12 protein-coding genes are annotated in these 13,572 nt (G+C 46.3%); 3 read left to right on the top strand and 9 right to left on the bottom strand.

Annotated features, from left to right (window positions below):
* Window positions 1-49: 49 nt before the first annotated feature.
* The gene (locus O5O45_RS30535; RefSeq protein WP_305903027.1) at window positions 50-1,678 is read right to left on the bottom strand and encodes an NAD+ synthase; all 1,629 of its coding nucleotides are present in this window, start codon (window positions 1,676-1,678) and stop codon (window positions 50-52) included.
* Window positions 1,679-1,847: 169 nt separating this feature from the next.
* On the opposite strand from O5O45_RS30535, the gene O5O45_RS30530 reads away from it, so the two are divergent.
* From O5O45_RS30530 to O5O45_RS30520, 3 genes are all read left to right on the top strand, one after another.
* The gene (locus tag O5O45_RS30530) at window positions 1,848-3,437 is read left to right on the top strand and encodes a sensor histidine kinase (protein ID WP_305903026.1); all 1,590 of its coding nucleotides are present in this window, start codon (window positions 1,848-1,850) and stop codon (window positions 3,435-3,437) included.
* An 11-nt stretch (window positions 3,438-3,448) separates the two neighbouring features.
* Window positions 3,449-4,807 (top strand): sigma-54-dependent transcriptional regulator, encoded by a 1,359-nt coding sequence (locus O5O45_RS30525; RefSeq protein WP_305903025.1) that lies wholly within the window; start codon window positions 3,449-3,451, stop codon window positions 4,805-4,807.
* A 131-nt stretch (window positions 4,808-4,938) separates the two neighbouring features.
* Window positions 4,939-5,487, top strand: coding sequence for a GspH/FimT family pseudopilin (locus tag O5O45_RS30520; RefSeq protein WP_305903024.1), 549 nt, complete (start codon window positions 4,939-4,941; stop codon window positions 5,485-5,487).
* Window positions 5,488-5,548: 61 nt separating this feature from the next.
* Here O5O45_RS30520 and O5O45_RS30515 read toward each other — a convergent pair whose 3' ends face one another.
* The 8 genes from O5O45_RS30515 to fkpB form a co-directional block, all read right to left on the bottom strand.
* Window positions 5,549-6,043, bottom strand: coding sequence for a type IV pilin protein (locus O5O45_RS30515; protein ID WP_305903023.1), 495 nt, complete (start codon window positions 6,041-6,043; stop codon window positions 5,549-5,551).
* Window positions 6,044-6,055: 12 nt separating this feature from the next.
* Entirely contained in the window at window positions 6,056-9,460 is a 3,405-nt protein-coding gene (locus O5O45_RS30510; RefSeq protein WP_305903022.1) for a PilC/PilY family type IV pilus protein, read from the bottom strand.
* A gap of 22 nt (window positions 9,461-9,482) precedes the next feature.
* The gene (locus O5O45_RS30505) at window positions 9,483-10,022 is read right to left on the bottom strand and encodes a pilus assembly PilX family protein (RefSeq protein WP_305903021.1); all 540 of its coding nucleotides are present in this window, start codon (window positions 10,020-10,022) and stop codon (window positions 9,483-9,485) included.
* 9 nt (window positions 10,023-10,031) lie between these two features.
* Window positions 10,032-11,042 carry a PilW family protein gene (locus O5O45_RS30500; RefSeq protein ID WP_305903020.1) on the bottom strand — a complete coding sequence of 337 codons (1,011 nt, stop codon included), beginning with the start codon at window positions 11,040-11,042 and terminating at the stop codon, window positions 10,032-10,034.
* 12 nt (window positions 11,043-11,054) lie between these two features.
* The gene (pilV, locus tag O5O45_RS30495; protein ID WP_305903019.1) at window positions 11,055-11,534 is read right to left on the bottom strand and encodes a type IV pilus modification protein PilV; all 480 of its coding nucleotides are present in this window, start codon (window positions 11,532-11,534) and stop codon (window positions 11,055-11,057) included.
* On the bottom strand, window positions 11,512-11,994 hold the full coding sequence (locus tag O5O45_RS30490; protein ID WP_305903018.1) for a GspH/FimT family pseudopilin: 483 nt from the start codon (window positions 11,992-11,994) through the stop codon (window positions 11,512-11,514). Before O5O45_RS30490 ends, pilV begins: the two co-directional genes overlap by 23 nt.
* A 154-nt stretch (window positions 11,995-12,148) precedes the next feature.
* On the bottom strand, window positions 12,149-13,102 hold the full coding sequence (gene ispH, locus O5O45_RS30485) for a 4-hydroxy-3-methylbut-2-enyl diphosphate reductase (protein WP_305903017.1): 954 nt from the start codon (window positions 13,100-13,102) through the stop codon (window positions 12,149-12,151).
* Entirely contained in the window at window positions 13,092-13,565 is a 474-nt protein-coding gene (fkpB, locus tag O5O45_RS30480) for an FKBP-type peptidyl-prolyl cis-trans isomerase (RefSeq protein ID WP_305903016.1), read from the bottom strand. The genes ispH and fkpB overlap by 11 nt, the downstream gene beginning before the upstream one ends.
* Between the last annotated feature and the right edge of the window lie 7 nt (window positions 13,566-13,572).

Here is a 13,572-nt window from a genome sequence, read left to right as displayed (position 1 = left end):
CTGAATAGAGTTAACACCTATTTTAGGACTAGCCCCTAAGAGAACGGACTCACTCCCCCAGCTTCCAGCCGGAAGTTATCGGGTAACGGCGATCCCGCCCGAACCCTCGCATGGTGATTCTTGCTCCCACAGGAGCCTGGCGCCGCTTGTATTCGTTGATGTCCACCAAACGCACCACTCGGTAAACCGTCTCCTTATCAAAGCCTTTCGCAACAATACCGTCAGCACTAATGTCGTGCTCAACATACAAGGACAGTATTTCATCCAGGATCTCATAGGGAGGCAAGCTGTCCTCATCCTTCTGATCCGGAGCCAGCTCAGCCGACGGAGGACGCGTTATCACCCTTTCAGGGATAACTGCCGATAACGTATTACGATACCAAGCCAGGCGAAACACCATGGTCTTAAAGACATCCTTCAGAACGTCATAGCCGCCAGCCATATCGCCATACAGAGTCGCATAGCCAACAGCCATTTCGCTTTTATTACCAGTGGTCAACACTAGTGCGCCAGTTTTATTCGAAATCCCCATCAGAATAACGCCACGTATGCGCGCCTGAATGTTCTCTTCCGTCGTGTCGCGATCCAAACCAGCAAACAAGGGATTTAACGCTCCCATAAACTGATCATAGATAGGCTCAATTGGAACCACATCATACTGAACGCCCAGCGCCTTTGCTTCCGCTTCCGCGTCCTCCAGACTCATTTGGGAGGTATAGCGGAAAGGCATCATCACCGCTCTCACTCTATCAGCGCCAATCGCATCGACAGCAACAGCTAAGGTAACGGCAGAGTCAATGCCGCCAGACAAACCGATGACTACCGATTTGAACCTGTTTTTATTCACATAATCCCTGACTCCAGTCACTAGCGCTTTATAGATACTCTCCTCCACCGTCATAGTGGGCGACTGATCGGCAGCCTCCTGGCTTTCGCCATGAATGACATCATTCAACTCAAGCAGATAAATCCCTTCCTCAAATTGAGGCGCACTAAAACAAACTCGTCCATGACGATTAACCGCGAATGAACCGCCATCAAAAATCAGCTCATCCTGTCCGCCAATCATATTCACATACAGGATAGGGACACTATTAGTCACTGCGCGAGACTGAACAAGCGTGCGCCGTTGTTGGTGCTTGGCTATATCGTAGGGAGAAGCATTTATATTGACGATAAAATCAGCGCCTGCGGCGGCTGTCGCAGCGATTGGCCCTTCTTCCCACACATCCTCACAGATAGAAATGCCCAGATTGAAACCTCGCCATGGCAAAACCACCGTTTCAGAGCCCGGCTCAAAGTAGCGCTTCTCATCAAACACCTGATAGTTCGGCAAACATTTCTTACGATACTTCGCCTTTATCTCGCCACCATCAATAAAGGCTGCGCAATTGAACAACTTGCCCTGCTCTCTCCAAGGAAAACCGACGACCAGCGCAATGTCCTTCACAGAACTCAAGATCCGCTCCAGGGCTTTCTCGACTCTGACCTGCAAGCTAGCCCTCAGCAATAGATCTTCAGGCGGGTAGCCGGTCAAAGTTAACTCAGGGAAAATTACCAAGTCGGCGTTATATTTTGTCTTAGCCGTCTCCGCGGCCTCTATGACTTTATCTACGTTGCCGGGTATATCCCCGACCAAACAGTCGATCTGTGCGAAAGCGACTTTAAGCTGCGTCATTCTGGTTACCATCTGTCACACAAACATTAGGAAAGTTTGCATTATACTGTTTTCATTAAAATTCTGAGCACTATACCGAAATAATTCCAATGCCGGACACTTCTCCGTCAACATCGAATTAAATGTACCGCTCACATCTTCAAGGATAGTTTTGTTGCAGGCTTCGCGCATGTCTGATTTAAGCACCGATGTAGAACAAACCACCAACCGGCTATTCCGGGTTTATAACCACTATAGAGTGACGGTGGGCATCATTCTGGTGAGCGCCTTATACCTGCAAAGCTCATCCAGTGTTAACCAATACCTGTCGCCGTTTTACTTTGAAGTCTCTGTCATCTGCTATCTGGCGATTCACGTATTTACGGGTTTTTTACTACTAGCAGGTTTCCGTCCCGAAATACGTCACGCCATGGTGTCGGTTGTTTTAGAGCTTCTCTTGATCTCTGCAATGCTTTTATTCGGGACAGGCGTTTCAAGCGGCTTGGGAAATATGGTGGTCATCAGCGTGGCCGCCGGCAATATAATTTTGCGAGGCCAGTTAGGCACATTACTGGCGGCCATAGCCAGCTTGGGGGTTGTTTCTCAGGAAATATTCCGAATGGCGGCGCAATATAGTGACGTGGATAACGTATTCCGCGCCGGCATTCTAGGTGTAGTATACTTCGCCACCGCACTGCTCGTTAAAAACCTGTCGATACGTATCGCCACTAGTGAGAACCTCGCCCGTAAACGCGCGCAAAACATCCTTGAACTTGAGCGTCTCAATCATCAGATCATACAAAGAATGTTAACCGGCATTATTGTCGCAGACGAAAAAGGCGCTGTGAGAATGGCCAATCAGGCCGCCCAAAGTTTACTCAGCGTTGATGAAACGCATGAGTTAACCTCATTACCAGAGGATTTACTGCTCCGATTACAGGAATGGCAGGAAGATTCAAGCAAGAAAACCACTCCTTTTCGAGGTTCGGCAAACAGAGCGCCTATACAAGCCAATTTCGCCATTTTGCAGAAGGAAGAAGGCCAGGACATTCTGATCTTTCTCGAAGATACAGGCAAAATCGCGCAACAGGCTCAGCAACTCAAATTAGCGTCATTAGGCAGACTAACTGCGGGCATCGCTCATGAAATTAGAAATCCGCTGGGGGCAGCCAGCCACGCCGCACAGTTGCTATTGGAGTCACAGGAGTTAACACCTCCCGACAAACAAATGGCGGAGATTATTTTACGACACGCCACCCGTATGAACGGCATCATCGAGAATGTACTGAGCCTGTCACGCAGAAAAATCAGCTCACCACAGATGCTAACTCTGATTCCCTGGCTAACGGACTTTGTGTGTGACTACACAGCTGCCGGCACGCGCGACGCAGAAATTGAAATACTCCCCTTAAAGGGCGACATACATGGCCGCTTCGACCCCAATCACTTAAATCAGATCCTCAATAATCTCGTGGGCAACGGGTTGCGCTACAGCAAACAGGAAAGCACACACTCCTGGGTTAAATTGGTCGTGGGCGAAATTGAAGAGACAGGGCAAGCTTTTATTGACGTAATAGATATTGGCCCGGGCATCAATGAGGAGCAACTAAATCATCTATTTGAGCCTTTTTTCACAACTGACCCCAAAGGGACAGGCTTGGGTTTATACTTATCCAAAGAGCTATGTGAAGCTAATCAAGCGCAATTAGACTATCTCACAAGACAGGAAGGGGGCGGCTGCTTCCGCATCACCTTTCCCCATCCGAAAAGAGCTATATAGAACAATCAGTTATGATAAAGAAAGTACTCATCGTTGACGACGAACCCGATATTCGCGCGTTACTGGAAATCACTTTAAGCCGCATGCAGATAGAAACACGGGCGGCTGAAAATATTACACAAGCCAAGCAGTTGCTAAGTGAAGAAAGCTTCAGCCTTGTACTGACTGATATGAACATGCCGGACGGCAATGGTATCGACCTTGTCGCCCACATCCAGAAGCAGTCCTCTAATACACCAGTAGCAGTCATTACAGCTTACGGTAGCATTGATACGGCCATTTCCGCACTTAAGGCTGGCGCCTTTGATTTTGTCTCTAAACCTGTAGATCTTGCCCGTCTGCGCGAGCTGGTTAACAGTGCACTGAAGCTGTCGAAAAATGACGCGCCCAAAGCATCCCCTCAAGTAACCCAATTGCTCGGCGAGTCATCCACCATGGACAAACTACGCGGGCAAATTAGAAAACTCGCGCGCAGTCAGGCGCCGATTTATATCAGCGGCGAGTCAGGCAGCGGTAAGGAAATGGTCGCCAAGTCGATTCATGAACAAGGGCCGCGATGCGAAGGACCTTTCGTGCCAGTCAACTGTGGCGCTATTCCCGGCGAGCTAATGGAAAGTGAATTTTTCGGCCACAAAAAAGGGGCATTTACCGGCGCAGTTGAAAATAAAGTGGGACTATTTCAGGCGGCAAACGGCGGAACCTTGTTTCTCGACGAAGTCGCTGATTTACCCCTAACGATGCAGGTGAAACTTCTGCGCGCGATTCAGGAAAAAGCGGTTCGTCCAGTCGGCGAACAAAAAGAGATCCCCATCGACGTTCGCATACTGTCCGCCACCCATAAAGATTTGCACAATGAAGTAGATGAGGGACGGTTTCGTCAAGACCTTTTCTACCGAATTAATGTCATTGAACTGAGAGTCCCAAGCTTACGCCAACGAAAAGAAGACATTCCGCTTCTTGCTAATCATTTTCTTAAACAACTGGCGGACGAGTGTGAGATCCCCAACGCTTCAATTAGCAAAGCCGCCATGCAGAAACTGGAATCTTATTATTTCCCTGGCAACGTTCGTGAACTCGAAAATATTATGGAGCGCGCCTTTACCCTATGCGAAGACGACGTCATAAACGAAGAGGACATCCACCTGCCTAAGACAGATACAGAAGGCTCAGCAGCAGACGCAATGGAACTAGATGTTCCTGAGTTCGACGAGAACAAGGTCAACCTTGAACACTTTCTTGAGAACATTGAAAAGCAAGCTATTGAGAAAGCACTTGAAGAAACTCGGTGGAATAAAACAGCGGCAGCCAAAAAGCTGGGAATCAGTTTTCGCGCCCTGCGCTATCGCCTGAAGAAACTAGGGATGGAGTAATCCATCCCTCCACGCTATAACAAACCAAGCAAAACTCAGCCCCTTTGATCAAACACTAGCCAAAGACTCAAAAATCTGCATAATACGCCTTCCGATTGGAATCGGTTTAACCAAACAGAAGGAACTGAATTATGCACCGCAAGGGATTTACCCTCATTGAGCTTTTGGCTGTTCTCGCCGTCCTAACGATCACTGTCGGCTTTGGCTATCCCCAACTAGCTCATTTCATACAAAAGATAAAGGCAAGCTCCGCCACTAATGGGCTGCTGAATATAATTAACTTTACTCGCATTCAAGCTGTTACTGGCGGAAAAGCAATTACTTTATGTCCCACCCCCGATGGAATCACATGCACCAGTAACTGGGACAATACTCTATATGTATTTTCTGATACAAACTGGAATAAGAAAATCGATGCAAATGAAACCATATATCGAGTTCAAGAAAGAAACATAAATTATCAATTAGTTTGGAAGGGCTGGGGCGGACAATACTACCTAAGGTATCAGCCAGACGGGACCACTTATCGCCAGAATGGCACATTCACGCTGTGTACAGAGAATAAAGAATATATCCGAGCAATTATAATTAATCGTGGCGGTAGACCTCTCGTTGCAAGAGATGCAAACAATGACGGGATAATTGAGCTGCCCGAGAACAAAACTCCGTTGTGTTCTTAGTAGCCCCCAGGGATATGTCCGCCTTATATGCGGACATATCCAACCTAACAATTAAATCAATTTAGCAAGAGTTCTCCCAACACCACTCCCCCGCCTCGACTTCGTTAGGAGACGCGCCTAGGCCACCAACAACGCCGCCTGCACTATTATTTCGATCCCAGCCTCGAGCGCCAGTTGATTTCAGGACCAATATTCCATCGCCAGCCTGCCCATTAACAGGCTCGGCCGCTAGTACATAACCAGTAGCAGTTGCAGAAACAACTTTTAAATTATAAAAAGACTGCGATCCATCAATTGGCGACTTACTCGGAAATATCCATGGGGCACCAGTATCCTTAGGAGCGCCACTCGTTCCTGCTGCACCGGCATAAGACGCAGAGTCTGTGTAATGCCGCTCCATTGCCTGAGCAAATCCTTGGAGAGCCGCTTGCGCGTCTCTCCTACGACTTTTTTCAATCGAGTCCTGATACGCTGGGTATGCAAAGGCTGCAATTATTCCAATGACAGCAATAACTATCATAAGCTCGATCAGAGTGAATCCCTTATTTGCTTTCATAGTTAAATCTCTTTAGTCACGGAAATATTGTTCCCAGAATAAACGGCCTTCTTTAGGGCCAGGTCCTATTTCCACTTCTCGGGCCTCTATTACACCCTTGGTTCCGGGTGTGTATTGAATATCTCCAAGGATACCAGACTTAGAAGGTAACCCTTCTACGTATCTTTCTCCAACCTTGCCTAAATCTGAGGAGTCAATCTTACCATCGCCATTTGCGTCATAAACCGGAAACGTGGGCGCTTTCCCAGAATCAAAGTCAACTGACATCAACCAGCCAGTTCCCCCAAAAGAGCAATCTGTGCTTGAAGGAATAATACTGTTAAAGAATAGAACCTGACGTCTTAATAGCGGCTCCGAAACAACCCGTTCCCCAAGTAGGCTTGCAGAAGAGGAGTCTTTAAGGTCCATGTACCAGCCATAATCTGGCGTAGCCCCACTATAGTTCACATCCGCCCCTGTAATTTCCCGCTGGTTTCCAGTAGTAGTTAGAACTCTCGCCTTCAAATCGCTACGACTGATCTTTGACTTTCCTGAGTCCCAAACAGCATAGAAGCTCTGTTCACGAGTAGAGTTCAGATCGGATGGTTGAAGGAATTGCCCAGTACCAAACAAAACCAACGCGTTCGGCCTGTTTGCATCAACTGTAGTAACGTTACGATTTAACGCCAACAGTGGAGCGCTAGTAATCGCTTGCTCTTCGTTGGCTGCGTTTTTAGCGGTAAATAGAGGATCGCTATAAGCTAATTTCCAATTTTTTTCGCTAGCATCCGTCACATCAAATGCCCACAGATTTCCGCGTAAGTCGCCAGCATAAATTCTATCGACCACCTTATCCCCATCTATATCAACCGCTCGTGGGGTAGATAATCCATTGGAGTCCAGTGTATTGTCAGTCTCTATCTTTATGTAGTCTCCCGCACTCCAAGTGCCATCCACCCCCTCTTCAATAAATACAATAAAGAGCTTCGCTTTTTCAGCGTCACTATTGTAGCCATTACCAAATATGGCCGCCCACTTTCCGTTTTGCATCATGGCAATAGTGGGGGTGCTATATGTATACCCAAGGTCAGCGTCATCCTTGTTGGTGAACTCCCAAAGCACAATATCACTAGCATTACTTGCACTTGAATATTTAGAAGGATCTGTTACATCCAAAGCAAAATATCCTCTTCCACCAGCTCGAAGCCCACCTATTAATACTGTACGCCAGTCTCTACTAGCGCTTGACACAGGCGAAGTTGGATCAATAAATACATCATTTACTACTGGAGTTAAATCAACATAAAATTTATGGACATAATCCTGACTCGCCAAATAATGCAGTCCAGCCGTTCCCGATGTAGAAGCTATCGCCTCGGGAATGTACGCAAAAACTTCTTTGCCTTTATTTGTATTTGTCAGTGAAGCATTAAATCCGTGCAGCATCCCATCATTTGAGCCTACGTATAGAACCTCATCTCTCGTAGTATTGGATTTAAAGGTTGAGTACTTCTTGTCCACAGTTCCGAACTTAGTATTAGCAACCCCAGTATTATCGGGCCAGTCCATTTGAGGAACACCAACATAAACGGGAGTAGAGTTTACGAGATCCCCCAACTTACCACTTCTTGAACGATACTTATTAGTCGCCGCGCCTTTATTGGAATCATCGCCTCTTATATAATTTAAAAGCGACTGTGCATCATCTGCATCATTTGTGGAGTTTCCATCGCCATCTATATCAACGCCCATATATAAGTCAGCCTTCATAGCGTCACCTAAGTCAGCAAAGGTCTTAAACGCCACGCCATCGCGCACTCCGGCATTACCATTGTAAGAGAATATGTTACGTGCAGAAGCTGATGTAGAGTTTAAGAGAGCGCCAGCTTCCCATGCCACTTTTAGCGAAACATTCCCATCTGCGTCAGTCTCAGTTTCAAAAGAGCCATCTCCATTCAAAGGATATGCTTGCAGCAAGCCAGTCCAGGTTCCTGTCGTAAACTTCGCCTGAAAAACTGCACTATCTGAACTTAATTGACTAGAGTTGAAAGCAACAGAGCCAACAGCAGCTTCCTCAGATTTAACTGTCTTGATAATGTCCTCAAAATCCTCCGCAAGCTCTGAGCTATTCAGTGCATTATAAGGTGTGCCATTGTTGCTTGCCTTGGCAGCATCAGCCATTAATTGATCGCCTGCCAGACCAGTTTCAGCGAATCCTATTAAGAATGTACGGATATTATTCTTAGTCCGTTTTTCCTTAACCGTAGCGTCCTCTGACAAATCTGTACGAAAGTCAATGTCATATAGGGCTAGAATGACGTCATCCATGTAGTCGGAACCATTTGGATCATATGTATAGCCGGTTGTACTTTTTTTGTCTCGATCGCTACTCCCTGTACCCGATCCATTACACCCATTAGCTGGAGTACAATCTCCATCATAGTCACGGAGGTATGAAGAAACATCGTTGTAGTCATTGGTAGGCTGACCGTCAGTTAATGCCATTATGTAGTTTGACTGACACCAACCTTGAACAACATTCGACGGGGCCTTCAAGCCGCTTGAAAAACTCGGCTCTGCTGGAAATACCGTTGTAAGAGCAACTTCCTCTTGTTTACCTGTAACCCCTCCTGGGTGGATAGTTATATTGGTATTCGTAGTTCCATATGAAAAATAACGTCCAAGCTCTTGAAATGCTTCAGCCAGAGGAGTAGAGCCGCCAGCGCTAATAGAGTTGATGCCATTTATCAAGTTCGTCTTATTTGACTTAATATCACCGATGTTAGTCAGAACTCTAGCTCCAGCGCCTCCATCGAATTTGGCTAAACCAACACGAATATCCTCCATCGAATTAACGAGGGCTTCAGCCGCCTCCTGCATTACTTCAACGCGCGTCTTAACGGATGGTTTCTTTTTCTGAACAACCCCTCCAGACACAAAGTAATCTGCGCTTCCACTGCCATTAGAAAAATACCAGTTCAGATACTGACCACTATACTCACCATAACCATAGTTACTGCTCGCCCAATACCAAGTGTCATCAGAGTAGTCTGCATAGAGCTCCGCTGTATAAGTCCCAGAGTTATTAAAGCAGTACTGACCAGACCCATTTCCAAAAGCCAAGTCTCTACCATTCCGATAAATATTAACAAGGCCATTGCTGCGGCGAATAGAGATATGAATGGGATAAGTTTCACTCAGTACATTCCCGCCTGTACATTTAAAGCTGAAACTAGCTGCATCAAAAGGCGCGTCCATTACAACATTCTGCATAGAACCAGAGCTGTCAAGCAGCATCATAAGATTAGGGTTTAGCCGCGAAGATACAACTAACGGATTATCCGGCAAACCCAATTTGGTCGCAAAGGAAGCACTTGGCGCGACAAGCAAAAATCCCAAGGCGCTATATAGAAATCTATTAAAATATTTATCACACATTACAACATCTCCTCATTGCCTGTTATATGCGCTTACCAAAAAGAGCCGTTATAATCCTCTCAGAATTTCCACTCTTCCCTAAAGAACGGGAAACAACTTTAAATGCATCAACATCCCCCTCCCCGGTGGTTTGTCCATAGTTATTCAAATTAATCCCTCCGAGGTCATCATCTTCCGTTTTAATACGCCCCATATATTCAATGTAATATTGCGCCACCATACCTTCTATTGATGTAGTCGCAGTCTTAATCTTGGTAGAGTCAGACCAAACACTTTCAGACCACGCATCTATCGGTCCAGTTCCCAAGCTGTACAAACCACCTGTACCAGTTTCATTGTAATCAGAAAGATTATTCACATTATTTTGAATGAATACTTGCGCATCAAGTACGCCCGCCTCAGCAATCTGAAGCGCAATATGCCCATCTCTGACTGCAGCCGTCATCTTTTCCTGCATTACAACAGAGCGCCCTCCTTGTAGTGCAATGACCGTCAATACAATCAAGATAATAAGACTAACGATCAAAGCAGCACCTGATTGCCTTCTATAAACATTCATCATAACTGCCTCCTACAAAGTCCTATTTCTTACATTAGCTGTAGCTGAGAACACTTTCGTTACCTTATCCCCATCAATGCCTTCATCGTTTTCAACGGTTAGGGTAAACCGGATCGAAATAACTTTATCCATTGTCGCTTCACCAGCTGCGTCAGTATATGTATCAACTACTTTGTCCATATAATTTTCAGTATGCGTCACATAGTTTGAGTCAACGCCATACTTAAACTGAAGATCAGTTACATTTCTGATAATTTCGCTTGCTCTCCCATCAACAGATCGATATAGAGAATTTGAGCCTGCACTGTTCTTACCCACAAAATATGACTTTGTTACTGGCACTAGAATTTGCGCAGTAGAATCATATGTATGAGACATATCTTTAATTGAATTATTGATAGCATTTGGCGCGTCAGTACTTGAGATAGCCCCAGTGTTATGCACCAAACTTCCACTATCTTTTGTATTAGCCGCCGTATTAGAAAAAAGATCCCCACCATTACAATCAGTTATAAGCACAATTTGTCCAATATCAATTTTGTTTCCTTTATTAAGATGAATTGTTGCTGCGTTTGGAGTCATGTAGGGAGGAACAACTCGTGTGCTTGATAGCGAGTGAGCCCCTTTTAAAGTTAGCGTATCCGTACCTGCCACAACTTCAATTGAATTAATTTTTGTACCAGCAGCCACGTTATCTTTTCCTAATACACCATGCGATTTAAAAGGATTATTTGGAGCAAAATTTGCGTAATCTTTATCTGACTTATCGAGGTGGTCACTAATTTTTTCCAAATCACGCATACACCCCCAGTTGTCCGCCATTCGGATATCTCTCGCCATCATTTCAGTAGCGATACGACCGCTTTCCTGAACTCGTGCAAACGCAGTCTGTAACTTTGAGCTTGCCAGGTTTCCATCAAAGATTTGAAGAACACCCAGCATAATCATCAGCCCTAACGCCAAAGCAATCATCAACTCAACGAGAGACAGCCCTTTTTGTTTGGCTTTAAAACTATAACTCATATGCCGCCCCCCCTATATCGACACATCTAAAGTCAGTGACTGTTTTTCTACGCTACCGCCACCGCCTCCTTTAACCTGTTCGCTCCACTCTATTTTTATTTCATACTTATCGCCGTTTTTGGAGACACTCCCATTACCTTCAGGCAGGTTATCGATCAACTCGTTCCATTCATATGCGTCAAGCTTGGCGATATCTGATGCACTACAGGATGATGAGCACGATGGTTTTGTCTCAGATCCAGTAATTGACTGATAAGTCGTCAGCCCCTTCTTATTCGATCGCATGCGCTCAGCCATATCATATGCATAAAAAGTGGCAAGGGTTCTAAACTGACTATTATTTACATTCTTAAGGCTTAACATTTGCATAGACGCCAACCCTAATAAACCTATTGCTGTAATCAATAGAGTTACTAGGATTTCCATCATAGAGAAGCCTCTTTGACTATTTCTTTTCCCAATCATATTGTTACGCACAGTTAAGCTTTGCATTCATTATTACTCCTGACGGTAATATAGTGATACGGCGTCCCTCTTCTCCGGTTCTGTCGTCACAAATGTCGATGGTGACATTTGCACTTTTATCAACTTCACCAGTGCCGGAAAATACAAAGCTCGTAGCGCTTCCTGACACTGTCACCGTATTTTCTCCAGCTATACCGTCCCACAGCCTGAGCTCTTCTCCTGCATCCCAGTTGTCGTCGCTACTAATATATACGACAAGCCCCCCACTCCATGACGCACCATCTCGCCTACCAAGCCGGACGTTATTACCTCTTTTCACAGCTTCCACTCTTGCAAAGTTAAGCGCAGATACAATCTCATTAGTATTTGAGGTTAAACGGTGATTTCTTATCATTTCCTGAAAAGAAGGCACCCCAAACGCCAAAACTATTCCGGTGATGATCACCACCAGCATCAGCTCAATTAATGTAAAACCTTTCTGCTTCATAGAATTTCACCCTTCTTCAGCACCTTAAAAATAATTTAGATGAATAGCATAGTCATGCGCCGCACGATAAACGGAGCATTTGCGGGATAAACGGTCTCAATGAGATGGGAAGTGTGAACTGGAGCACAGGTCAGCACTGCGCTCCAGTGTTTGATTATGATTGGTTAACGGCGGGAATTCTGAGCTCTTTAGGCATCGAAAATACGATATTTTCCTCGCGTCCAGCTATCTCAGCCGGAGCTTCGCCGCCAAGTTCTCTTAGTCTTTGAACAACCTGCTGCACCAGCACCTCTGGGGCGGAGGCGCCTGCAGTGACGCCAATAGTGGCGGCTCCGGCGAACCAGTCTGGCTGGATCTCATGGGCGCCATCAATGAGGTACGCAGGAGTTTGCATACGTTCAGCCAACTCCCGTAAACGGTTGGAGTTTGAGCTGTTTACTGAACCGACCACCAGCACCACATCGCATGTGGCGGCCAATTCTTTGACTGCATCCTGGCGATTTTGCGTCGCGTAGCAGATATCATCTTTACGCGGACCTTTGATTTCAGGGAATTTTTGACGCAGGGCGTCGATGACTCGAGCCGTGTCATCAACAGACAGGGTTGTTTGGGTGACATAGGCGAGATTGCCGGGATCATTAACAATGAGCTTGCCAGCATCCTCTTCATCCTCTACCAAGTAGATAGCGCCGCCATTAGCGCTGTCGTACTGCCCCATGGTGCCTTCTACTTCAGGGTGCCCGGCATGACCAATCAGGATACATTCCCGGCCATCTCTGGAGTAACGCATCACTTCCATATGGACTTTGGTAACCAAGGGACAAGTCGCGTCGAAAACCTTCAACCCTCTGGCGTCGGCCTCCTGCCGCACTTCCTGAGAGACGCCATGAGCGCTAAAAATAACCAAAGCGCCGTCAGGAACTTCGTCAAGCTCATCCACAAAGACCGCGCCTCTTGTTCTGAGCCCTTCCACCACAAAGCGATTATGCACCACTTCATGACGCACATATATCGGAGCGCCAAAGACGTCTAAAGCCCGGTTCACGATCTCAATAGCGCGGTCTACCCCTGCACAGAAACCCCGAGGATTCGCCAACTTAATTTTCATGACCGCCCTCCTGTTTGTCAGTTTGCGCTTCTTTTACCGCTAAAATTTCTACCTCGAAGTCCAGCGTATGGCCTGCAAGCGGGTGATTGAAGTCCACTGTCACCATACCGCTTTCGATCTGCTTAATCACGCCAGGCAATTCCGCTTTAGCGGCGTCAGCAAATGACATCACCATTCCCACTTCCAAGCTTTCCTTGTCAGGAAAGCTATCCAATGGAAATTCCTGAACATTATTGGGATTCGGCATACCAAACCCCTTCTCAGGCAGAACGGAAAAACTCTTACGCTCTCCTGCTCGCATCCCTCTTAACAGCTCTTCAAAGCCTGCGGGCAGCGCGCCGTCGCCGTACTCAAATTCACCCGGTTTGCCAGAAAAAGTTGAGTCAACAACTTCCCCACTCTCTAAACGCAGCTCAAAATGCAGAGTGATAAGCGTACCGGCGCCGACAAACATTTCAGTCATTGCATCA

Source organism: Hahella sp. HNIBRBA332 (assembly GCF_030719035.1).
In the GTDB taxonomy this organism is placed as follows: Bacteria; Pseudomonadota; Gammaproteobacteria; order Pseudomonadales; family Oleiphilaceae; genus Hahella.
Note: the sequence above shows the minus strand (reverse complement) of the source record. Positions and strands in the feature narration are given on the sequence as shown.